This window comes from Pseudomonas sp. KK18, from assembly GCF_037094675.1.
Classification (GTDB): Bacteria; Pseudomonadota; Gammaproteobacteria; order Pseudomonadales; family Pseudomonadaceae; genus Aquipseudomonas.
Genome location: NZ_CP146605.1, coordinates 4,630,501 through 4,653,302, shown reverse-complemented (window position 1 = coordinate 4,653,302; position 22,802 = coordinate 4,630,501). Strand labels below are relative to the sequence as shown.

Genomic DNA, 22,802 nt, shown 5'->3' with positions numbered 1-22,802 from the left:
ATGTCCGTAACCGCCGTAGACAGCAACCTCGCCCCCGGTGGCGCCAGCCCTGAAGCCAAGTTCAACGCCGCGGTGGACAACGCCAAGAGCGCCGATAAACCGGAGATGACCGACGCCGAATTCACCGATGCCCTGATCACCCAGGCGGTCACCATCGGCGGCCAATTCATCATCATGCCCAAGGCCCAGGAAATGCTGAATGACGCCATGTCCGATGACGACGAAGAGTAGGGCGCACCCATGACCATCAGTCTCGCTGCCAGCGCCACGGCCTTGCCGCCGTCCGCCGGCGCGGGGCCCGCCGGGGCCTCGCAGAATCTGTTCGAGCACATGGCCAATACGGCCAAGGGCATGCCCGAGGGCGCCAGCCCCCATCAGATCGGCTCGGGGCTGATGGAGCGCCTGAACAGTTTTATCGACCGCTCCCGGACCTTTTCCGAGCGCGCCGATTTGCTCACCAATAACCCCTCGGCGCCGCCGCAAGTGGCCGCTGCGGATATCCGCACCTCGGGTGCCTCGCCCACCGCAGAACCGGGCAAGAAAGTTGCCGAGCAGCAGGTCGACCAGATCGTCCATTCACTGGGCAAGATGTTCGACTACTCCATCGAAACCCAGATGGTGGTGCGCGGTGCGACGCAGATTTCCGGTTCCGCCAACACGCTGCTCAAGGGTCAATAACGCCATGCCAAGCCCGAATCGTGCCCTGCGCCTGCTGCTGATCGGCGTGCTCGCCAGCCTCTTGCAGGCCTGCGACATGGACCTCTACACCAACCTCAGCGAGCGCGACGCCAACGCCATGGTCGCGGTGCTGCTGCGCGACGGCATCCCGGCGACGCGCAAGGTGCAGGACAACGGCCAGTTGAAAGTGGTGGTCGACGAACAGCGCTTCGCCGAGGCCATGACCCTGCTGGACAACGCCGGCCTGCCGCAGCAGAGCTTTTCCAACATGGGCGAGGTGTTCAAGGGCAATGGCCTGGTGTCGTCGCCGGTGCAGGAGCGGGCGCAGATGATCTATGCCTTGAGCGAAGAACTGTCCCACTCGGTGTCGCAGATCGACGGCATCGTCTCGGCGCGGGTGCACGTGGTGCTGCCGGACAATGACCTGCTCAAGCGGGTGATTTCGCCGTCGTCGGCCTCGGTGCTGGTGCGCTACGACCCGGGCACCGACATCAACACGCTGATTCCGCAGATCAAGACCCTGGTTGCCAACGGCATTTCCGGCCTGAGCTATGACGGTGTGTCGGTGACCGCGATCAAGGCCGCGGTGTCCATCAGCCAGAACCCGGCGCAACCGCGACTCGCGCGTTTCATGGGCCTGTGGCTGTTGGAAGACAACCTCAACCAGGCGCGGTTGCTGTTCGGTGGCTTGCTGCTGCTCGCCCTCGGCGCGGGTGGTGTGTTGGCCCGCCAGCAATGGGCGCGGCGCCAGGCCCAGGCGTTGTATGTGCTCAAGGAGGGTGAATGAGCCTGGTTGAGCGTTGGCAGGGGCTGATCGCTCAGCCGTTGCAGTTTGTGCGCGAGCAAAGCCTTGGCGAGTGTTTTGGCGAAGGCCTGCCGGTCGAGGTGCTGCAAGCCCTGCATGGGCAGCCGCGTTTTCGCTCGCGGCTGGAGCAACTGCTGGCCAGCCATTATCAGCTGGCGCCGCTGGCGCATCTGGTCACGCCGCCCGCCGCTGATTTGCCGGTGCTGCTGCTGAGCCCGGCGCAATTTGCGCGTCTGCCCAGGCTGTGTGGTGCGATCTGGCATGGCTCGACCCTGAGCCGGGAGATCCGCCGCGAAGTGGTCAATGAATTGCGCGAGGGCCTTGGCCAGGAAGCCTTTGCCCTTGCCCTCGCGCACCGGCAGTTGGGCGGCGCGGCCGACCTGCTGCGCGAGCCCGCCGAGTTGATCGACGCCATCGACCGCGATGGCCTCACCTGTGTCGCTGCCTGGCTGCAAGCCCAGCCTGCCGAGTTGCAAGGCTGGCTGCCCCTGCGGTTTGTCGCACCCAAGGGCTACAGCGGGCGCTTGCCCCGCGACCTGGAGATCGTCCAGACCGTCGCCGCCCGGTTACTCGCCGAGGAGCTTGCCCATGAGTGAATTACCCAGCCGCCCAGCCGCGCGGATTTTGCGCGCCGATGAAGCGGCGTTATGGACCGATGGCTTTGCCTTTGTGCAAGCCGCCAGGGCGCACGCCGAGCAGATCAAGGCCGACAGCGACCAATGGCTGCACACCGCCCGCGCCGAGGGTTTTGAAAGTGCGCGCCGCGAAGGTGCCGAACAGGTTGCACAGTTGATGCTGGAAACCCAGGCCGAGGTCCAGCATTACCTGGCCGGGCTTGAGGCGTCGCTGGCGGACCTGGCCCTGGGCATCGTGCGTGAAGTACTCGGCGAACTGGATGACACCGACCGCGTGGTGCGTTGTACACGCCAGGCCCTGAGCGCGTTTCGCCAGGGCCAGGCCTTGACGTTGTGGGTGCCGCCCGCCGAAGTGAATGCCCTGCGCCCACAGTTGCTCAAGGACGGCATCGCCGTGGAGGCCGATGCGCAACTGGGCGCCGGCCAGGCCCGCCTGAGCAGCCCGGCGGGTTCGGTTGAGCTGGGGCTGGAGGCGCAACTGCAAAGCCTGCGCCGCAGCCTGTTGCCCTTTGCCGAAGAGGGCGTGGCATGAACCTCGATCAACTGCTGCCGCGCCTGACCGAGCGGCTGTCCCAGGCCCGCTTGCGTCCGATGCAGGGCACGGTGCTGAGCATTCGCGGGGTGTTGCTGCGGGCCAGCGTGGCGGGCGCGAGCATCGGTGAGCTATGCCATCTGCGCGACCCGGTCAGTGGTCGCAGCCTCAGCGCCGAAGTGATCGGTTTTGATGGCGACGAAGCGATCCTGTCGCCCATCGGTTCCATGGAAGGCCTGTCGACCCGCACGCAAATCACTGCCACCGGCGAAAGCCTGGGTGTGGCCGTGGGCGATGCGCAATTGGGGCGAGTGATCAGCCCCATGGGCGAGTTTCTCGACGGTGACGGTGTACCGCCAACCCTGAACCTGCAGACCTACCCCTTGCATGCCGAGCCACCGGCCCCGTTCTCCCGGCAATTGATCGTGCGCTCCATGGCGTTGGGCATCCGCTCCATCGACGGCTTGCTGACCCTCGCCCAGGGCCAGCGCATGGGCATCTTCGGCGAGCCCGGTGTGGGCAAATCCTCCTTGTTGGCGAGCATCATCCGCAACAGCGAGGCCGATGTGATTGTCATCGGTTTGATCGGCGAGCGGGGCAGGGAAGTGCGCGAACTGCTGGACGTGCAACTGGACGCCACGGCCCGCGCACGCACCGTTGCTGTCGTCGCCACCTCCGACCGCCCGGCCGCCGAGCGGGTGCGCGCGGCATTTGTCGCCACCACCCTGGCCGAGTACCACCGCGACCAGGGCCGCAATGTACTGCTGTTGATGGACAGCCTCACGCGGTTCGCCCGCGCCCAGCGCGAAATCGGCCTGGCCGTGGGTGAACCGCCGACCCGCCGCGGTTATCCGCCGTCGTTTTTTGCCACCTTGCCCAAGTTGCTCGAGCGCGCCGGCCCGGGCCCTGCCGGCAGCATCACCGCGCTGTACACCGTGCTCACCGAAGGCGACGCCGCCAGCGATCCGGTGGCGGAGGAAGCGCGTTCGATCCTCGACGGGCATATCGCCCTCAGCGCCGAACTGGCGCAGCGCAACTATTTCCCGGCGGTGGACGTGCTGCGCAGCCGCAGCCGCTTGATGGAGCAGGTCGCCGGTGACGAACACAAGCGCCTGGCGATGCGCATCCGTGAATTGATGGCGCGCTACGGCGAGATCGAAATGCTGATCCGCGTCGGCGAGTACTCCGCCGGCAGCGACCCGCTGGCCGACGAAGCGATCACCCGCCATGGGGCAATCGAAGCCTTCCTGCGCCAGAGCGCCGACGAACCCAGCAGCCCCGAACACACCTTGATCCGCATGCGCCAGGTGCTGGCATGAGCCCGAAAGCGCAGCAAGCTCCAGTGTGGGAGCTGTCGAGCTTCAGCGAGGCTGCGATGGCGTCAGCACAGCCAACATCAATGTTGCCTGACCCACCGCTATCGCAGCCTCGCCGGGGCTCGACAGCTCCCACACTTGATCTTCATGCACACCTTGATCCGCATGCGCCAGGTGCTGGCATGAGTCCGAAAGCGCAGCAAGCTCCAGTGTGGGAGCTGTCGAGCTTCAGCGAGGCTGCGATGGCGTCAGCACAGCCAACATCAATGTTGCCTGACCCACCGCTTTCGCAGCCTCGCCGGGGCTCGACAGCTCCCACATTTGATCTTCATGCACACCTTGATCCGCATGCGCCAGGTGCTGGCATGAGCCCGAAAACGCAGCAAGCTCCAGTGTGGGAGCTGTCGAGCTTCAGCGAGGCTGCGATGGCGTCAGCACAGCCAACATCAATGTTGCCTGACCCACCGCTTTCGCAGCCTCGCCGGGGCTCGACAGCTCCCACATTTGATCTTCATGCACACCTTGATCCGCATGCGCCAGGTGCTGGCATGAGCCCGAAAACGCAGCAAGCTCCAGTGTGGGTGCTGTCGAGCTTCAGCGAGGCTGCGATGGCGTCAGCACAGCCGACATTGATGTTGCCTGACCCACCGCTATCGCAGCCTCGCCGGAGCTCGACAGCTCCCACATTCGATCTTCATGCACTCAGTGAGTGCGCTGTTGGTATGACGATGGAGAAAAGAACCGATGAAGACTGAACAACTGCGCACCCTGCAAACCCTGCGGGTGCTGCGCGAACAGCGGGCGGCGAGCCAGTTGGCGGCGCAACAGCAACGCTGCGCGCAAACCCGCGGCGCCTTGACCGACGCCAAGGAACAACTGCGCCTGCACCGTGAGGCCGTTGCCCATGAAGCCGGCGAGATTTACGCCTCGCTGACCGAAGGCCTGTCGGTGGCCAGTTGGCAGGCCGCCCAGGATCGCCTGCGGGGCTTGGCCGACGATGAGCAGGTGCTTGAAGGCGACGTCAGCCACGTGTCCAGTACCCTGCAAACCCAGGAGCGCGAGCGTGAGCTGTTTCGCCAGGAGCGCCTGAGCCGCCAGCGCCAGTCCGATGCCTGGCAAAGCCTGCTGGACGGGCGTGAAAGCAGCGAACGGGTGGCCGGCGAGCTGCGTGAAGAACAAGGACTCGGCACATGATCGTGGCCCTTGCCGACCCGTTGGCGCCCTGGCTTGAGCACTACGACCCGGCGCTGCTCACGCTGCATAACCAATTGCACCGCCGGCGGCATGCGTGGCAGGGCCGCTGCGCCGGGCAGGATCTGAGCGTCGCCTGGGCCGTCGATCCCCAGCCGCTGAAAACACCCCGGGATGTGTTGCTGTTGCTCGGCCAGTCACCGGTGCGCTTGCGACTCTCGGCTGTCGCCCTGGAACACGTACTGGTGCCGCTGTCGTTGCAGTTCGACGCGCAAGTGCTGCCGGCATTACCGCGTTCGCTGCTGCTGGAACTGGCCGTGCTGGACCTGATCGAGCGCCTCGAACCGTTGCTCGGCCACCCCGTGCAACTGCTCGAAACCAGTGACGACCTGCGGCCTTATGCAGTGCATCTGGCACTGACATTGACCTTCGGCAACAACCCGCCAATGGCCGCCCAACTGGACTTGAGTGAAAGCGCTGCAGTGCTGGTGGGCCAGTTGCTGGACCAGCACGGCCAGATCGACGCCGACCCGTTGCCGGCGTTGCGCCACACGCTGTCGGTAGTGGCCGGGCGGCAATGGTTGAGCCTCGGCGAGCTGCGCAGCCTGCAGCCCGGCGATGTGCTGATGCTCGAACCTGGCAGCGGCTGGCTGCTGGACCTTGAGGGCCGCCTGCAAGCCCGCTGCCAGCGCGACGGCTCGTCGCTGCAGGTGCAGGAACCTCTGAACACGCCCCTTTTGGACATGGAGAACACAATGACTGACGTCGATGCCGCCGCGGCCCTGGACGATTTGCCCCTCAAGCTGGTGTGCCAGGTCGGCAGCCTGGAACTGACCCTGGCGCAACTGCGGGAACTGGGGGCGGGCAGCCTGCTGCAACTGAATACGCCGACCGTGGATGGCGTCGACCTGATGGTCAACGGCCGTCGCGTCGGCCAGGGCCAACTGGTGAAAATCGGTGACGGCCTGGGCGTGCGCCTGCTGAGTTTCGCCACCCCATGACCGGTTATCAGCCGAACCTGATCGAGATCATCCTGGTGGTTGCCACCATCGGGTTGATCCCGTTGGCGGTGGTGACCCTCACCGGCTTCATGAAAATCTCGGTGGTGCTGTTCCTGATCCGCAACGCCCTGGGCGTGCAGCAGACGCCGCCGAACCTGGTGCTGTACGGCATCGCGCTGATTCTCTCGGTGTACGTCACCACGCCGTTGATTGGCGACATGTACCGCCAGGTAGAGGGCCGCGACCTGAATATCGAGCACGTCGAGCAACTCAAGGACCTCGGCGACGCCTTGCGCCCGCCGCTACAGGCGCACCTGGCACGGTTTGCCAACGAGTCCGAGCGCGGCTTTTTTGTGCAGGCCACCGAGACCATCTGGTCGCCGGAAGCCCGTGCCGACCTGCGGGATGACGACCTGGTGGTGCTGATCCCGGCGTTTGTCAGTTCGGAGCTGACCCGGGCCTTCGAGATCGGGTTCCTGCTGTACATCCCGTTCCTGGTGGTGGATTTGCTGGTGTCCAACGTGCTGATGGCGATGGGCATGTCGATGGTCTCGCCGAACCTGATCTCGATCCCACTGAAAATCTTCCTGTTCGTGTCATTGAGCGGCTGGTCGCGCCTGATGCACGGTTTGATTCTGAGTTACGGCTGAGGCAAGACCCATGGGCCAGGACGTTTTCCTGTCATTGATGAAACAGGCACTGATGACCGTGCTGATGCTCTCCGCGCCTGCGCTGGGGGTGGCGATCATCGTGGGTTTGAGCGTGGGCCTGTTCCAGGCGCTGACCCAGATCCAGGACCAGACCCTGCCCCAGGTGGTGAAGCTGGTGGCGGTGTTGTTGACTATCGTGTTCCTCGGCCCGGTGCTCGCCGGGCAAGTGGCGGAACTCGGCAGCCAGGTGCTGGACAACTTCCCCTTGTGGACGCGCTGACCGCCCATGGATGCCAGCCTTACCGCACAGTTTCTCGAAGTCGCCTACCCGGTGATCAGCTCGGCCTCGCTGGCGGCCTGCCGGGCCATGGGCGTGGTGGTGATCACCCCGGCGTTCAACCGCCTCGGGCTCACCGGGATGATTCGCGGCTGCGTGGCCGTGGCGATTTCGATCCCGATGTTCATGCCGGTGTTCGACGCCATGACCTCGATGCCCAACCACGGCAGCCTGTTTATCGCCGGGTTGCTGATCAAGGAATTCCTGATCGGCATCTTGATCGGCCTGTTGTTCGGCATTCCGTTCTGGGCGGCGGAAGTGGCGGGGGAGTTGATCGACCTGCAGCGCGGTTCGACCATGGCGCAACTGGTGGACCCGTTGTCCACCGGGGAGTCGAGTGTGATGTCCACCTTGCTGACGGTGATGTTGATCACGCTGTTCTTCATGTCCGGCGGTTTTATCCTGATGGTCGACGGTTATTACCACAGCTACCAGCTGTGGCCGGTGACCGCGTTTACCCCGGTGTTTGCCAGCTCGGCGTTGCTGGCGGTGCTGTCGATTCTCGACCAGATCATGCGGGTCGGGGTGCTGATGGTGTCGCCGCTGATCATCTCGCTGCTGGTCACTGATTTGATGCTGGCGTACCTGTCGCGGATGGCGCCGAACCTGCATATTTTCGACCTGTCGTTGCCGGTGAAAAACCTGTTTTTCTCGATCCTGATGGTGATCTACATCGGCTTCCTGATTCCGTTGATGCTGGACCAGTTGGCGGAATTTCGCGGCACGGTGGAGCTGCTGAAAACCCTGGCGGGCATGGAGTAGCGCATGGGCGATACCAGCGAAGAGAAGTCCCAGCCGGCCACGGATAAAAAACTCAAGGACGCGCGAAAGAAAGGCCAGGTCGCCAAGAGCCAGGACCTGGTCTCGGGCATGGTCATCCTGTTCTGCACCCTGTGCATTTCCATCCTCGCGCCCCGGGCCCAGGCCCAGGTCACGGCGCTGATCGACCTGACTGCGCAGATCTACATCGAACCCTTCGCCACGGTTTGGCCACGGGTGCTGGACCATGCCGAGCAACTGGTGATCGGCATTACCCTGCCGGTGATGGCGGTGACCACCGGGGTGGTGATCCTGACCAATATCATCACCATGCGTGGCTTTGTGTTTTCCGTGGAGCCGATCAAGCCGGAGTTCAAGCGTATCAACCCGGCGGAAGGCTTCAAGAAGCTGTTTGCCCTGCGCAACTTTGTGGAATTCATCAAGGGCCTGATCAAGGTGCATGTGTTGGCCGTGGCGTTCTACGTGGTGGGGCGGCATGCGTTGCAGGCGTTGATGGAGTCGTCGCGGTGTGGCGCGGGGTGTATCGAGTCGACGTTTTTCCTGGTGCTCAAGCCGCTGGTGTTTACCGTACTCGCGGCCTTCATCCTGGTGGGCGGGGTGGATGTGTTGATGCAACGCTGGCTGTTCGGCCGCGACATGAAAATGACCCGCAGCGAGACCAAGCGCGAGCGCAAGGACATTGACGGCGACCCGTTGATCAAGAGCGAACGGCGACGCCAGCGCCAGGAGATGCAGGCGCTGGCCACCAAGCTGGGGTTGGGCCGGGCGTCGATGATGATCGGCACCACCGATGGCTGGGTGATAGGCGTGCGTTATGTGCGTGGTGAAACGCCGGTGCCGGTGGTGGTGTGCCGCGCTTCGCCGGAGGAAGCGTTGGGGATGTTGCAGGAGGCGTTTGATTTAGGGATACCGCAAGCGCCGGACAAGGGCTTGGCGGAAGCGATTGCGCGCAAGACGGTGCCGGGGGATCCGGTGCCGGATGCTTCGTTCCAGGCGGTGGCGGACTGGTTGGTGGCGGCGCGGTTGATCTGACGATCTTGAGCCGAACACCGATCAAAATGTGGGAGCGGGCTTGCTCGCGAAGGCGGTGTGTCAGTCACTGAAAATGTTGACTGACCCACCGCCTTCGCGAGCAAGCCCGCTCCCACATGGGTTCTGCCGGGTGTCAGGAAGTTCAGTTATGGCTTGTCCACATCATGGTACTCACCCCCATACCCATCCCCCACCCGCCAGATAATGTCGTGGTTCTCATTGGTCCATTCCGACGGTTTCAGCGAGTACTTGTAGTCCTCTGAGTTACGGTTATTCCCGTCCCCGATAAAGTCCGGGTGGTCCCGCCGATGGTCGCCCCCGCGGATACTCGACCGCGCATCCCACTCTTCCTTGCGGAAATCAAAAATGCTCTGGTCCTGCGGCGCATCCCGCTGGCCCCAGTCGGAGAGGTAGGTCTGCAACCACACGTACGCTTCATCCCCGTTGGGCTTGAGCAGCCCGTCCTGCTTGAAATCCTGGATCTGGTCCCAGTTCTGCATCGAGATCTTGTGCAGCTTGTGGGACTGCACCGTGCTCAAGATCGCCCCGACAAACGACAACGCGCCGGAGATCAAGAAACCCACCGGCCCCAGGAACGGAATGATCCGCCCGGTCACCCCCAGGGTGCCCAGCACGCCGCCGGCCGCGCCCACCAGGCTGCTGACACCACCGGCCATCGACAGTGAGCCCGAGGCGATTTTCACCGGGTCTTTCTCGCGCACACCATCACGCAAGGTAAACGCCGCCTGCACCACACTGATCACGCCGCCTGCCACGTCGGTGGCCATGCCGATCACCTTGATCGCGCTGCTGGCGAACTTCGCGCCAAAACCGGCCCCGGCCACGCCGCCGCGGCTGGCAATGCCTTTTTCAATGCCTTCCTGGATCTTCGCCGCACCTTCGTCGCTCCAGCCGCCGCTGTTGAGGGCCTTGCCCACGTCCTTGCCGTCGTCCATGGCCTGGTCGACGATCTCGAAATACTTCTTCTGCACCGCCTCGGCGTCCTTGGGCAGCGCGTGGTACCCCTCGCCAGGCTTGGCCCACAGGTCGGGCAGGGAACGGTCGAAGCCCATCAGCTTGTAGGCGTTGGTGCCGCGCAATTTGTCGTAGACCTTCAGGCCCAGCGTGGCGAAGTGCGAGCCGGTGCCGAGGAAACCAAGGAAGTCGTTAGCGATGCCCAGGCGTTTCATCGGCGTATCCGCCAGCTTGCCGCCTTGCCCGGCGAGTTGGTAGACGATACGGCCCATGCCGATCGCGCCGCCCACAGAGCCGAGTACGCCGTTGTCCTTGAGGAAGTTGAGGTTCTTCACGAACGAACTGCGGTTCTCTTCGCTGAGGCCCGGCATGATCTCCTTGCTCACGGCCTTGTCGATGTCGCTGAAGCTGATCACGCCGTTTTTCTGCCAGGTGTCGCCGAGGGAAATCATCGCCTTGCCGAAATCGGCGGCGGCGTTTTTGTCCTTGAGCAGTTGGTCGACGAACTTCGAATACACACCCAGCGCCTGGCGCGGCAGGCCGTCGGCACTGCCCTTGAGCATCGACAGGATTGCCATGGTGTTGTCGGTGGTGGCCAGGGCGGTGTTGTCGTCTGAGATCTTGGTGGGATCGTCCATCAGCTTTTCAACGGCATCGGTGTAGCCGTCGATCTGCAGGTTTTGCAGGAAGTTGTCGGCCTTGGCCGGGTCGATATCGGCCAGGGCGGTGTAGGCGGTCTGGATTTCCTGGGTGGCCAGTTCGGTCTTGCCGCTGTCCTGCAGGGACTTGATGTACTGGGTGAAGTTCTCCGAGGAGGTGCTGTCGATCAGGCGCTGCCTGGTCTCATCGACCTTCGCCTGGCCGCCGTCGACCTTGCCCAGGGCTGCGTCGTGGTTGGCCTTGATGTCGTGCTGGATGGTCGAGTCGCCGAGCAGGTCGTTGATGGTCTGGTCGATGGCCTTGGTGTCGAAGATGTTGTCGCGTACGTCCCGCGAGGTCACGTCGATGGGCGTGGTGGCGATGCCCTGGTTGCCGAAGCCGTGCTCGGGAATGATCGACATGCCATTGTCGGCCATGCTCCTGGCTTCCACCGCCCGCAGGAACTTGGCGCGCGGGTCGTCCTTGCCGATGCTGCCGTCCTTGACCCCGGCGCGGTAGCTGTCCACCAGGGTTTTCATCGACAGGTCCTGCACCGACAGCGGGTTGCCGCTGTCATCTTTCTCGGTGGTGGTCAGGTTGTCGACGGAGACGTCCTTGAGGGGCGGCAGGCCGTTGTCGGTGCGCAGCTTGTCGACGTCGGTGGTTTGCGCGGCGATGTCGCTGCGGTAGCTGGAAATCTGCTCGAACATCTGTGGATTGCTGTCTTCCGACACCACGATTTTCTCTTCGCTGCCCCCCGGCTTGTGCTGGGTGAAGGCGATCAGGCCCGGGCCATAATCACCGGCGCCGCCGACGCTCATGATGTCTTCGGTGGAGGCCAGGTAAGCGTCCGGGGCGGCGAGGGTGTAGCCGTCGCCCTTGGCCTTTTCGATGCCGGCCAGGGTTTGGCCCTTGCTGGTGTAGGCGGCGAAGGCTTCGGGGGTGATGTCCTTGGACACCACCAGCAGTTTACCGTCGGCCTGGTTGACCACCAGGATGCCGTCCATGGGCGCATCGACCTTGCTGATGTCGCCCAGCTTCAGGCTGGCCTCGTCCTTGCGCAGCAGTTCCTGGCCGGGCAGGGACTGGGCGTTCTTGATGTAGTCGAAGGCCTGCGAGCCTTCGCTGGCGTGCACGGCGTGGAGGAAGTTGTAGAAGGTGCCGCCCGCGTTGGGGTTGGGGTTGCTGAGGTCGGCGCCGGGCTGCGGCAGGTCGGCTTCGGACTTGCTGATCGCGTACTTGTGGCCCTGGTGTTCGAACAGGATCACTCCGGCGCTGCTGTCTTCGGACACCACTTTCAACTGGCTGAAATCGAGGTCGCCCGGCAGGCTGGTGACTTCTTCATAACCTTTGGATTTGCCGTCATTGAGGGCTTCCTTGGTCACCCCGGCCTGGGTGTAGGTGCTGAACGCCTGGGGCGTGAGCAATTCGGAAATGACCAGAGTCTTGCCGTTTTCAAGGCTGACCTTGAGGATGCCGTCTTCAGCCTTGCCCACGGATTTGATGTTGGCCAGGCGCACGCCGTCGCCGTCTTCGCGCAGCAGTTGCTGGTCGGGGTTCTTCAGGCTTTCGACGATGGCCTTGCCGGCCGGGGTGCCCTGGGTTTCGGCCAGGGTCTGGAGGAAGGTGTACAGCGGGGTACCTTCGTCGGGCCCGCCCTGGTTGACCGGGGCTACGGCATGGCCGAAGCGCAGGTTCTTCAATACGTCGAAGCCGTCCTGGGCGTTGGCCGCACCCTCGGCGCTGATCTTGTATTTGGCGCCGTCCTGTTCGAAGTAGATCACCCCGGCGTCCTTGTCTTCGGAAATGACCTTGAGCTTGTCGATGTCGAGTTTGGCCGGGAGGGCGGTGACTTCCTTGTAGTCCTCGGGCTTGACGGTTTTGTCGCCCGGCCCGGTGCTGGCAAGGATTTTGGCTTTGTTCAGGACGGCGTCGAAAACCCGCTCGGGAGCGTTGGGTTGATCGACGCGGGGCGACGCGGATTTTTCGGGGCGGGTGATCATCGGTTCAGTCCATGTGAGGGGCGCACGAGGACTCGATAGTAGGGGCTGCAAGCGAGTGAAAACGGGTTCGTTGGCAACAAGTCACAAGCTTTCACAGGTGTGAAATTCACGTCCCGGGGTAGCGCGTCTCCATCACGACGGACAATGCATCCGGACGCCAGAATTCCTGGTCAAACTCCACCGGCTGGTCATCCTCGCCGAAGTTCAAGCGTTCCAGATACACGCTGGTGGAACCGGTGGACAATTGCAGCAACTCGGCCTGTTCTTCATTCACCGTGCCAATGTGCATCTCCAGCTCACACCGCGACAGCACCCGGGAAAACCGCTCCCGCAGCAGTTGGGTCAGCGAGGTATTCAGGTCAGCCTCCAGCAGCCCAGGGCACCAGCTGGCCAGCAGCGCGTTGAACTCCAGCAACACCGGCCGTCGGTCGATCCAGCGCCGCCGTTGCAGGAAAAACATCGGCTCATCCGCCGACGCGAGGCCCATCCGCCTGGCCAGCCAATCGCCTGCCGGGCGCAACTGCGCGTGCAGGCATTCGGTGCGCGGCGTACGGCCTTGGGCACTTACGTAATCCATGAAGCCGCTGATGCGTGTTGGGTCATAGCGGATGCGCCGGGGGCTGACAAACCAGCCGCGACGGTTTTCCCGGTACACCAGGCCTTCGGCTTCCAGCTGCTGCAAGGCCTGGCGCAAGGTGACCCGGGTGCAGCCGAAGCGCTCGATCATCTCCCGTTCGGACGGGAATTTCTCATCCGCCTGCGGCACACCCGCCGCGATATCGTGGGCGATCTGTTCGCGAATGCGCTGGTAGTGCGGTGAAATCGGGTCGAAAGGCATCCTGGGTTCCGTGTGCAGGCCTGGCGTGGGCGTGACTCTACCGTTCCTGTTGGCGCAGGTCACCACCACTTCCATTTTCCCTGTTCTTTGAGCGTCGCAATGATCGCTTCACGTTTGTGCCGGATCTCAAGCATTTTCTGGCGCATTTCCCGGCAGCGGTTGCTGTTGAGGATAAGCAAGCCCACCAGAGGGCCAAGAAGGGCCATGGAGTAGAGGTAGGTGTTGGGGCGGTAGGTGATGGCAGGGAGAGATATCAGCAGACAGACGAAATAGATCCCTACGTTTATCCAGACCCAATGAGGCCGCCCGTACACAACCTGAATCTGCGCCAGGGAAAACAATATGCTCACAGCCAATCCGCCAAAAAACCAATTACGTAACGTGCGATCTTCGAGGGCACTGTCAAGGTAGGTCACTAAAACCAGGATCCCCATCATTGCGATGGAAAAACATCCTGCAAGCATCCAGCTCGCAATGGTCGGCATATAGCGCTTCAGCAGTGGTCGCGGATCCTCAATGAAAAAAAATGAATAGTAGAGGTCTTTTCCGCTCATTGTTTTCCAGTCTTTAACGTCGCCGTTCACATTGCTCAGATCTTTTGTCTTTTTGCGTATGTTCACTGGCTGACCTCTTCATAGATTCCGATTGCCAGCGTCTTGACGTTTCCCGATACCGCGCTGCTGGTGAAACCCAGCGTTGCAGCCAAGGCGTCTCTGATGTGGTTGGTGGTCGCTTGCTGCATTTGCGTAGCACTGATGCGTTTGGTGGCAGCACCGGAAGCCTGTTTCAACTTGAGCAGTTTTGACGTCAGCCGCGGGTCCCGGATTTTGAGTAACTCATCATTCAGCTTGACCCGCTCTTGTCGGGTAAGGCCTTTCAGTACCTGTTGAATGGGTTTTCCGGTTACTTTCGTGGTGACCTGGATGGCCTTTACTGTGGTCAATGTCGACGTAGCGACTCCCAGCATAGCAACCCCATCCAGAGCAACGGTTACCGCTTCAAACCACGTGTTGCTGTCCAGGCGATCAAGAGCCTGTGGAGCGAATGCTTCAGCACTCGTCCGACCTAACCCGATAAGACATTGGACACTGCTGGCTGCGGTAGCGGCTTTGCCAATAAACGTAATCACCGCACTGGTCCCGGCCGTAAACGGCATCAGCGCAATCCCACTTGAAATCACCACCCAGCTCAGTATCGCTCCGGTGCACGTCACTGCCGTATTCAGCGCCTCGGCCATCCGTTTTGACTCCCGAGGTTCATGGGCCAGCATCCGCTTGAACTCTGAAGGCCCCACGTACCTGGGCGCTTCGCGCAATACCACCTTCTTGGGCACTACGCTGCAAATCGGCTGGAATTCGCGCAGCGTCACCACGTTGAACTGCTCATCGATGTACACCACACCGGCGCCGATCAGTGCCGGATCGCTGTCGATGGCGAAGAACAACCGGTGCAGGTCGAGGCTGCTTTCAATCCGTTGGCGGGTGGTGAGATGGGCTGAAGGGAATCCGTCTTTCAGCAGGGAGGCAGCCATTCCTTAACTCCTGGAGTTTGCGAGAGCCGAGAGAGTAGAGAGGGCGTGACGCAAATGAATGTAGGAGCGTTCGTCTTTTCAGGACAGGCGCTTCCTGATCCCTCTTGGGCGTCTTGTGAATACCACACCGCATAAGGAAGAGTGCGCCCCCTCGCCACTAACGGCGAAAACCAAGACAGGGAGTAAGCATGGCCACTGATATGTTTTTGAAACTGGGAGATATCAAGGGTGAGTCGCGGGACCAGACCCATCGCGACGAGATCGATATCGCCAACTGGGCATGGGGTTTATCTCAGGAGGGTTCCATGCATGCCGGCACCGGCGGTGGGGCGGGCAAGGTCAGCGTTGCCAACCTCAATCTCAAGAAAGCGCTGGATAAATCCAGCCCCAATCTGATGATGGCGTGTGCCAGTGGCAAGCATTATCCGGAGGCGCGTCTGGTGGTGCGCAAGGCTGGTGGTCCAAGCGCGGTGGAGTATTTGATCATCACCCTGAAGGAGGTGCTGGTGTGCGGCTACGACATCCGTACTGAAGATGACAGTGAACTACTTCAGGAAAGCATTGCCCTGAATTTTGCCAGTGTGGAAGTCAGCTACCAGGCGCAAAAAACCGACGGTGGCAAGGAAGGTGGCCCGGTAAAATTTGGCTGGAACATCCGGCAGAACGTCAAGATTTAAAGGGTGAAGCGGGCTTGGCCCGCTCACTCACTGCTCCTGTTGGCGCAGGTCACGCTGCCACGACACCAACCCATACGCCGCCAGCACCACAAACCCGGCATACAGCGCAGCGGTCAGTTGCAGGTCCTTGTACACAAACAGGCCCACGTAGACCGTATCCAGCACGATCCACAGCCACCAGCTCACCACATACTTGCGCGCCGCCCACAGGCTGGCCACCAGGCTGAAAGCGGTGAGCAGCGAGTCCAGCCACGGCAGTGCGGCATCGGTGAAGTGGTGCATGGCGGCGCCCAGCAGCAGCGCGCCGATCACCCCGGCGAGCAGGTGCCGCCATGCTTCCTGGACCGGCAGCCGTTCCACCCGCACCTTGCCCGCGTCGATGCGCCCGGTGCTCCAGCGCCACCAGCCGTAGCCCTGCAACACAGCGAAGACCAGTTGCAGGAGCATGTCGGAATACAGCTTCACGTCGAAGAAGATCCAGCCGTACAGCAACACCGCGACCACGCTGACCGGCCAGCACCAGCGCACCCGTCGGGCGGTGAGCCACACCCCGGCGATATTGAAGATCACAGCGACTATTTCCAGCGGCGTCATACGGTCCCCTCAGGGTCAGTTTTGCAGGTGCAGCGCCTGTTGCTTGAGCTGGCGCTTGCGTTCAAAGGGCAGTTTTTCCTGGTCGCCATACGGCGCGCTGTACCAGTTGCCGTAAGTCGGGTTGGGCAGCACGAACCAGCGCTGGCCGAGCCAGCCCAGGTAGGGTTCGGCGGCCTTGCGCTGGGCGTCCAGGGTGTTGTGTTCGGCCTGCACGAAATCCCCCAGGGAATCACCCGCCAGGATCAGCACGCGGGCGTGTTGGGCGACCCATTGGCGTCGGCAGTTCTTGCCGTAGCCGGCGTGTTCGCAGCCGCCAATGGGCGTGCCGGCAGCCAGTACCTGCTGCTCGCTGTCCACCGGAAAGCCCCGCAGGCGCAGGTTGTTGACGGTGGCCTGGACCTGGCTTTGCTCGCGGTTGGTGATGTAGTACACCGTGATGCCTTTGTGTTTGGCGGCCTGCAGGAACGTCACGGCGCCCGGCAGCGCCTGGGCCTTGGCCTGGTCGACCCAGGTGTTCCAGCGGTCGTAGGAGTAGACCTGGTTGTTGACGACGTCCCGGGCATTCAGCGGGATGTTGTCGAGCACGGTCTCGTCGATGTCGATGATCACCGCTGGCGGCAGCCCGGCCAGATTGCGCGGTGGCAAGGGCAGGGCGTCCCAGTCCGGGGTCTTGAGGGCCACGTCCAGTTGGCGAGTGGCGTTGGCGAACACCTGGCGGTAGATCAGCTCGTGCTCGATGGAGGTCTGGGTCCACAGCACCGCATCCAGCTGGTCGTTGGCGGGCGGTTGCTGCTGGCAGCCGACGAGGGCGGTGGAGAGCAGGCACACACTGGCAAAAATCAGATTACGCATGAACAGTCAGCCTCAAAAATTGACGGTGGCGGATAACCGCGCGGTGCGTGGCGCGCCCAGGAACAGGTAGCCATCGCCCGCCGATTCACCCACATCGCGCCAGTAGCGTTTGTCGAACAGGTTGTCGACGGTCAGGCGCAGCACAGTATCGTAATCACCGACTTTGGTGCTGTAGCGTCCGCCGACATCGAACACCGCATAGTCGTCGACCTTCACGCTGGCCTCGCGGTTCGCGTACTTGCTGCCGCTGTATTGCACGCCGCCGAGCAGGGCCAGGCCCTTGATCCCGGGAATGCTGTAGTCGCCGTGCAGGCTGGCGCGCAGCTTGGGTACGTTGATCGCCTGGTGGCCGTCGTAGTCGTCGGTGCCGCTGCCGCTCACCCGGGCGCGAATCGCCGCCACGCTGGCCGACACTTGCAGGTTATCGGTCACTCGGCCGTTGGCAGAGAGTTCCAGACCCACGTTCTTCTGCTTGCCTTGCTGCACAAAGGTGAGGGTGCCGTCATCGTTGGGCCGGTTGTATTGCAGGTCCTGGGTGATCTGGAACAGCGCGGCGGTCAGGCTCAGGCGCTGGAAGTCACGCTTGATCCCCACTTCCAGCTGGCGCGAGGTGGTCGGCGGCAATACCTCATCGGCGTTGCTGCTGAACCATGCCGCGGTGCCGCCCAGGGACAGGCCCTTGCTGTAGCTGGCGTACAGGGTGGTGTCCGGGCGCGGCTTGTAGATCAGCGCCACCTGGGGCAGGAATACGCTGCGCTGGGTATGGCGGGTGGTGTCGCCGGCCTGGTCGTAGGTTTCTTCGTCGAGGCGCACCTGGCGCCCGCCGAGAATGGTTTGCCACTGCTCGTTGAAGCTGATGCGGTCGCTGGCGAACAGCCCGTATTGGCGGCTGTCCAGGCGCCGGTAGGTATGGCCCAGCGGCCCCTCGTAGGGGTCAAGCACCGGCGGCTTTTCGTAGATATTGCCCTCGCCGATGTATTCGTTGACTGATTCACGCCGGTCCACCAGGCGGCGGAAGGCAGTGGTGCCGAAGGTCAGGTCATGCTTGAGAAAACCGGTGTCGAACTGGCCGTTGAGGGCGGCCTGGGCTTCTTCGTTGCTGCGGGTGTCGTCGGGGCTGCGGTAGTCCGAGATGTCGTAGTCACCCTCGGCGCTGAAGTGGTTGGGCACTGCGGTGTTGGCGCAACTGGCGGCGCCGTAGCAACCCCAGGCGAAGGTGCTGTAGTCGTCGATCACCACGCGGCTGCGGGAGGCGCTGAAGCTGGCTTTCCAGGCCTCGTTGAAGCGGTATTCGAACAGGCCGTCGAGGTTCAGCGACTTGATGCCCACCGGGTTCGACCAGCTCTGGTAGCCCAGCAGATCCCGTGGCGACACGTTGTGGGGCACGGTGGTGCCGCCGAGCAATTGGTATCCGGGCACCGAGCGTTGCTCGCGGTTCTGGTATTCGGCGTTCAGTTGCAGCAGGGCGTTGGGGCTGATGTTCCAGTCGAGGGCCAGCGAGGCAAAATCCCGCTGGCCGTCGGCGTGGTCGACGTAGGAACGGATGTCTTCGTGGGCCAGGTTGACCCGCACCCCCACCTGCTGCTCGGCACCGAGCCAGCCGCCGACGTCGGTGGCCAGGTAGCGCTCGCCGTGTTCGTTGGTGTAGACAGTCACCGAGCGCACGTTCTCCGGGCGCTTGCTTACGTAGTTGATCAATCCGCCGGGTTCGGACACGCCGCTTTGCAGCCCGGACAAGCCCTTGAGCACTTCCACTTGCTGCTTGTTTTCCAGTGCGACGTTCTGTTCGCCGGTGATGGTGCGACCGTTGATCTTGTAGCTGCTGGCCGGGTTCAACGAGAAACCGCGCACCACGAAATTCTCGTAGTAACCCACCGGCGCATAGCTGTCGCCGACCGAGGCGTCGTTCTTCAATACTTCACTGAGCAGGCGGGCTTGCTGGTCTTTCAGGCGAGCCTCGGTGATCACCGCCACCGAGGCCGGGGTGTCCAGCAGCGGGGCGTTATCGAAGCCGGCGACAGCGGCCTTTTTCGCCTGGTAGTCGGTGGCCTGTTCACCGACTACGGTAATGGTGTCCAGGGTCGCGTCCTGGGCGTGGGCGGCCGTGGCGGCGAGGGTGATGCTCAGGGCGAGCAGGGTGTGACGGTACGGTGTTGCCATAAAAGGAGCGCTCCAAGGGCCTGCCCGCTGGCGCCTCGCGCTTTATTGGGCGCAAAGGGGCCCAGCGCTGCGCAACGGACGGGTTGCCAGTACGAAATTAAAAAGCCGGGGTCGCCGCAAAAGGCGTCAGGCCGGAGCTGCTCCGGTAGTCATTGGTAAGCGTGCGTCGGCGGCCCATTCCTGCAGCGAGCCGTCGTAGAGTGCGAGGTCCTGGCGACCCAGCAGGGTCAGGGCCAGGGCGTTGGCCGCCGCGGAAATTCCGCCGCCGCAGTACAGAATCAATGGACCGTCGCCGTGCAGCAGCGTGGGTCCGATAGCCACGGCCAGGGCGTCCTTGGGCAGGTAGCGACCGTGTGCATCAAACAGCGTGCGTGCCGGCAGGTTGTGGCTGCCGGGAATGTGCCCGCGCCGGGCGTAGCGGGTGGCTGCGGTGCCGTCGAACAAGGCGCTGCCCAACGCGCAGACGAGTACGCCGGGTGCTTGGCCTGCGGCCACCGCCTCAACGCCTGCGCGGTCGATCCACAGTGGTGCGTAGGTGCTGATCGGCCAGGGCTCGACGACGGGTGTGTTTGCAGGCTGCCCGCTGTGCTGCGGTAACCCCGCCCGTTGCCAGGCGTTGAAACCACCGTCCAGCACGCCGGCGTGAATGCCCAGCCCGCGCAGCATCCACCACAGGCGTGCGGCCCAGAAACCGTCGGCGCGATCGTAGATCACCACGTTGCTGTCGGCGCCTGCACCCAGATTCGCCAGTGCCTGAATCAGGGCTTGTGGTGTTGGCAGGGCGAAGCTGTAGCTCGCTTGAACGTCGGCCAGATCGGTCAGCAAGTCGGCATGCCGTGCGCCGGGGATATGTGCGTGCAGCCAACCGGCATGACCGCTGGCGACCCGGTAATCACCGTCAAAACGCGGGGACGGCAGGACGACGGTGGCGTCCAGTATCACCAGCCCGGGCTCCCCGAGGTGGGCATGCAGCCAATCGGTATCGACCAGGATACTCATACGGATTTTCGCCGCAGGTGGTTGAGCAATCGTTGCCCCTGGGCACCGGCAAACCACTGCAGATGGCCCAGCAGGTAGGCGTGATAGGCCACGTCGGCACTGTGGGTGGAACCCACTACGCCTTGGTAGTACGCGATTTCGGACAGGGCAAAATCCACATGCACCAACGGCAGCAGGGCGCTCAGGGTGAGCAGGTCCTGGGCGCTCAATGGCCGGCCCCGGTGATAGCCGGTGAGCAATGCGTCGACGCTGTCGAGGTCCGCTGCTGCCAGGCCACCGCTGTCCAGGTCCAGCCAGGGCACGGCGTTGCGTTCGATGGCGGTCGCCAGGTCGTAGAGGGCGAAGGTGCGGTCGGCGAGGCCGAAGTCCAGCACGCTGGCGACGTTGCCGTCTGCATGCCACAGCAGGTTCGAGGCGTGCCAGTCGTTATGGGTCCAGAGCGCCGGTTGTTGGTGCAGCAAGGGTTGCAGGGGCGCGTGCCAGGGCAACAGCAGCTCGGTCAGCCGTGTGTGCCAATCCTTGTCGGCAAGGTACTCGGTCAGCGCCGGGGTATTGGCGATCGCGGCCAGTGGCGCGGGTTGTTCGATCACCCGGGCATTGGCCAGCAGCACTTCTGTTTGACGGCGGGGTGCGCTGTAGTGCTCGGCTGCGATGTGCAATCGAGCCAGCGCCACACCCGCCGCCTGCGCATGTTGAGTGCTTTGGAAGGGCGACCACGACAGCGCATCGCGGTACAGGTCAAGGCCCTCGGCGACATGGTGAATCTCGTAGGTCCATTCACCTTGCGTCGTGGCCGTTGCACCGTGGCGGTTCGGCACCACTGCGGCAACCGGTGCGCCGTGGCGATGCAGGTGGGCGATCAGGCGGTGTTCTTCTTCCAGCCATGCGGCTTGGCGCACGTGTCGGTGATGCCGTTTGACGAACAGGGTGGCGCTGCCGGTATTGATCAGCCCGGCAGCGGAGAACGGTCGCGGGCTGTGCCAATGCAAACTGCGCAGTTGACCCAGTTGCGGGTACTCGTGCAGCAACTGTTGGATATCTGCTTCGTGCAGCGCTGGCCAGTCGGCAGCTACCGGATCAAGCCCCAGGCCATGGGCGGTGCGTTGTGGATTCATGCCGTCGCCCCGGGCAGATAGGCGTTGCTGGTTGCCCCTTGCCACACCTGCGGATTGTCGAGCACCGCGTGCTCGTGCAGCCACTCGGCATAAGGTTTCAGCAGCGCCTGGCGTTGCTCGCCCCAACGACCGTCATGCAGCCAGGTCGGAGCGATTTTGTGCAGGGATGCGCTGAGCAATTCCGCCGGGAAATACGGTGTGGTGTGCTCATAGGCCGCCAGCGCGATGGCTGGCTCTTCGGCCACGGCGAGATAGCCACGGGCGGTGGCCGCGAGGAAATCACGCACCAACCCGGGCTGCTCGGCGAGGGTTTGTTCGTGGGCGCCCAACAGGTAGCTGTGATACGCCGGTGCGCCAATCTGATCCACCGGCAACACCACCCGGCGTTCCGCTTCGATGGGGCTGTGCATCAACGCTTCCCAGGCCCAGTAGCCGCCGAAACTGGCATCGGCGATGCCTTCGGCCAACTGTTCGGGCCGCAACTCACGTACGCCGCTGTCCACCAGGATCACGCCATCAGGGTCGCCACCGTCGTTGCTCACCAGGTGACGCACCATCGCCAAACCCCGTGGCGTGGGGTTGAGCGCCAGGCGCTTGCCCACCAGGTCTCGTGGGCGGCGGATGCCGGAGTCGGTCAGGGTTTGAATCGACTCAAGGCCCGCATGATTGATCGCCGCGATGCCTTGCAGGGCTTGCCCCTGGCCGCGCCGGACCAGCAGGCGGTTGCTGGGGAAAATGCCGAAGTCCGCCGCGCCGGTCAGCAGGTGCTCAAGGGTGTCGCCACGGTAGGGGTCGTGCACCACCAACTCCACATCCAGGCCCAGCTCGGCGTACCAGCCGCGTTCCCGCGCCAGGTACAAACCCGCCGAATTCGGCCAGGGATGAAAGTACTCCAGCATTACCTTTACCGACACCATCGCTTGCTTCTCCAGCCTGCAGTCTTTTGATGGGGGCGATTTATAAGGGAGCAATCTGGTATATACCAATATCGTTTATTGCTATGGATATAACCGGGACCAAAAAAAACCGCGGCCCAAGCCGCGGTTTTTTACTCATCGCCTGGGTCAATCGGCAACGATGGCGTACGTTTCGATTTCGACTTTCTGCCAGGGGCGCAGCATCGAATCCACCTGAATCAGGCTGCTGGCCGGGCGAATGGCGTCGAACACCTCGCTGTGTGCCTTGGCGACGGAGGCGGCATCGTTGATATCCCGCAGGTAGACCACGGTGCGCACTACGTCTTCAGGGCCCATGCCCGCCTCGGCCAACACCTTGTTGACGGTGACGAGAATGGCCTGGGCCTGTTCGTAAGCATTGCTGTGTTCGTAATCGGGTGAGGCGCAGGTGCCGGAGATGTGCAGGTGGTTGCCAACGCGAACGGCGCGGGAATAACCGAACACGTTTTCGTACTGACCGCCCGAGGAAATAGTTTGCCGCGCTGTGGTTTTACTGGTCATGGTGG

24 protein-coding genes are annotated in these 22,802 nt (G+C 63.0%); 13 read left to right on the top strand and 11 right to left on the bottom strand.

The features are described 5' to 3' along the window. From V6607_RS21000 to V6607_RS20945, 12 genes are all read left to right on the top strand, one after another. Positions 1-231, top strand: a complete 231-nt coding sequence (locus V6607_RS21000) for a hypothetical protein (RefSeq protein WP_003208330.1) — start codon at positions 1-3, stop codon at positions 229-231. A gap of 9 nt (positions 232-240) precedes the next feature. Further along, the gene (locus V6607_RS20995) at positions 241-678 is read left to right on the top strand and encodes a hypothetical protein (RefSeq protein WP_003208328.1); all 438 of its coding nucleotides are present in this window, start codon (positions 241-243) and stop codon (positions 676-678) included. 4 nt (positions 679-682) lie between these two features. Further along, positions 683-1,465 (top strand): type III secretion inner membrane ring lipoprotein SctJ, encoded by a 783-nt coding sequence (gene sctJ, locus V6607_RS20990; protein WP_003208326.1) that lies wholly within the window; start codon positions 683-685, stop codon positions 1,463-1,465. Then, positions 1,462-2,079 carry a hypothetical protein gene (locus tag V6607_RS20985; protein WP_003208324.1) on the top strand — a complete coding sequence of 206 codons (618 nt, stop codon included), beginning with the start codon at positions 1,462-1,464 and terminating at the stop codon, positions 2,077-2,079. Before sctJ ends, V6607_RS20985 begins: the two co-directional genes overlap by 4 nt. Further along, entirely contained in the window at positions 2,072-2,650 is a 579-nt protein-coding gene (locus tag V6607_RS20980) for a FliH/SctL family protein (RefSeq protein WP_134326972.1), read from the top strand. The genes V6607_RS20985 and V6607_RS20980 overlap by 8 nt, the downstream gene beginning before the upstream one ends. Further along, positions 2,647-3,969, top strand: coding sequence for a FliI/YscN family ATPase (locus tag V6607_RS20975; RefSeq protein ID WP_134326971.1), 1,323 nt, complete (start codon positions 2,647-2,649; stop codon positions 3,967-3,969). Before V6607_RS20980 ends, V6607_RS20975 begins: the two co-directional genes overlap by 4 nt. A gap of 741 nt (positions 3,970-4,710) precedes the next feature. After that, on the top strand, positions 4,711-5,160 hold the full coding sequence (locus V6607_RS20970) for a hypothetical protein (protein WP_102606212.1): 450 nt from the start codon (positions 4,711-4,713) through the stop codon (positions 5,158-5,160). Then, on the top strand, positions 5,157-6,158 hold the full coding sequence (gene sctQ / locus V6607_RS20965; protein WP_134326970.1) for a type III secretion system cytoplasmic ring protein SctQ: 1,002 nt from the start codon (positions 5,157-5,159) through the stop codon (positions 6,156-6,158). The genes V6607_RS20970 and sctQ overlap by 4 nt, the downstream gene beginning before the upstream one ends. Beyond that, positions 6,155-6,808 (top strand): type III secretion system export apparatus subunit SctR, encoded by a 654-nt coding sequence (gene sctR, locus V6607_RS20960; RefSeq protein WP_003208316.1) that lies wholly within the window; start codon positions 6,155-6,157, stop codon positions 6,806-6,808. The genes sctQ and sctR overlap by 4 nt, the downstream gene beginning before the upstream one ends. A 10-nt stretch (positions 6,809-6,818) precedes the next feature. Next, positions 6,819-7,088: a type III secretion system export apparatus subunit SctS gene (sctS, locus tag V6607_RS20955; RefSeq protein ID WP_003208314.1), complete on the top strand. Its 270-nt coding sequence runs from the start codon at positions 6,819-6,821 to the stop codon at positions 7,086-7,088. 6 nt (positions 7,089-7,094) lie between these two features. After that, entirely contained in the window at positions 7,095-7,907 is an 813-nt protein-coding gene (gene sctT / locus V6607_RS20950) for a type III secretion system export apparatus subunit SctT (RefSeq protein ID WP_003208312.1), read from the top strand. Between the two features lie 3 nt (positions 7,908-7,910). Continuing rightward, the gene (locus V6607_RS20945) at positions 7,911-8,957 is read left to right on the top strand and encodes an EscU/YscU/HrcU family type III secretion system export apparatus switch protein (RefSeq protein WP_003208311.1); all 1,047 of its coding nucleotides are present in this window, start codon (positions 7,911-7,913) and stop codon (positions 8,955-8,957) included. A 146-nt stretch (positions 8,958-9,103) separates the two neighbouring features. Here the strand turns inward: V6607_RS20945 and V6607_RS20940 are convergent, their stop codons facing one another. From V6607_RS20940 to V6607_RS20925, 4 genes are all read right to left on the bottom strand, one after another. Next, the gene (locus V6607_RS20940; protein ID WP_134326969.1) at positions 9,104-12,574 is read right to left on the bottom strand and encodes a hypothetical protein; all 3,471 of its coding nucleotides are present in this window, start codon (positions 12,572-12,574) and stop codon (positions 9,104-9,106) included. 106 nt (positions 12,575-12,680) lie between these two features. Beyond that, complete coding sequence (locus tag V6607_RS20935) at positions 12,681-13,412, bottom strand: UTRA domain-containing protein (protein WP_134326968.1); 732 nt, start codon at positions 13,410-13,412, stop codon at positions 12,681-12,683. Positions 13,413-13,471: 59 nt separating this feature from the next. Further along, positions 13,472-14,032, bottom strand: a complete 561-nt coding sequence (locus V6607_RS20930; protein ID WP_134326967.1) for a hypothetical protein — start codon at positions 14,030-14,032, stop codon at positions 13,472-13,474. Then, the gene (locus V6607_RS20925) at positions 14,029-14,943 is read right to left on the bottom strand and encodes a hypothetical protein (RefSeq protein ID WP_003208304.1); all 915 of its coding nucleotides are present in this window, start codon (positions 14,941-14,943) and stop codon (positions 14,029-14,031) included. Before V6607_RS20925 ends, V6607_RS20930 begins: the two co-directional genes overlap by 4 nt. 188 nt (positions 14,944-15,131) lie before the next feature. Here V6607_RS20925 and V6607_RS20920 point away from each other — a divergent pair, with 188 nt between their 5' ends. Beyond that, a complete protein-coding gene (locus V6607_RS20920) occupies positions 15,132-15,620 on the top strand; it encodes a type VI secretion system tube protein Hcp (protein WP_003208303.1) in 489 nt (162 codons plus the stop codon). A 27-nt stretch (positions 15,621-15,647) separates the two neighbouring features. On the opposite strand, the gene pnuC is transcribed toward V6607_RS20920, so the two are convergent. From pnuC to V6607_RS20885, 7 genes are all read right to left on the bottom strand, one after another. Then, on the bottom strand, positions 15,648-16,214 hold the full coding sequence (gene pnuC, locus V6607_RS20915) for a nicotinamide riboside transporter PnuC (protein ID WP_003208301.1): 567 nt from the start codon (positions 16,212-16,214) through the stop codon (positions 15,648-15,650). Between the two features lie 15 nt (positions 16,215-16,229). Next, entirely contained in the window at positions 16,230-17,066 is an 837-nt protein-coding gene (locus V6607_RS20910; RefSeq protein WP_102369485.1) for an HAD family acid phosphatase, read from the bottom strand. A 12-nt stretch (positions 17,067-17,078) separates the two neighbouring features. Continuing rightward, a complete protein-coding gene (locus V6607_RS20905; RefSeq protein WP_134326966.1) occupies positions 17,079-19,226 on the bottom strand; it encodes a TonB-dependent siderophore receptor in 2,148 nt (715 codons plus the stop codon). Between the two features lie 126 nt (positions 19,227-19,352). Next, a complete protein-coding gene (locus V6607_RS20900; RefSeq protein WP_134326965.1) occupies positions 19,353-20,225 on the bottom strand; it encodes a rhodanese-like domain-containing protein in 873 nt (290 codons plus the stop codon). Further along, the gene (locus V6607_RS20895; protein ID WP_134326964.1) at positions 20,222-21,340 is read right to left on the bottom strand and encodes a phosphotransferase; all 1,119 of its coding nucleotides are present in this window, start codon (positions 21,338-21,340) and stop codon (positions 20,222-20,224) included. Before V6607_RS20895 ends, V6607_RS20900 begins: the two co-directional genes overlap by 4 nt. After that, on the bottom strand, positions 21,337-22,257 hold the full coding sequence (locus V6607_RS20890) for an ABC transporter substrate-binding protein (RefSeq protein ID WP_102369481.1): 921 nt from the start codon (positions 22,255-22,257) through the stop codon (positions 21,337-21,339). Before V6607_RS20890 ends, V6607_RS20895 begins: the two co-directional genes overlap by 4 nt. A 147-nt stretch (positions 22,258-22,404) precedes the next feature. Beyond that, positions 22,405-22,797 (bottom strand): Rid family hydrolase, encoded by a 393-nt coding sequence (locus tag V6607_RS20885; protein WP_003208292.1) that lies wholly within the window; start codon positions 22,795-22,797, stop codon positions 22,405-22,407. Positions 22,798-22,802: the final 5 nt, after the last annotated feature.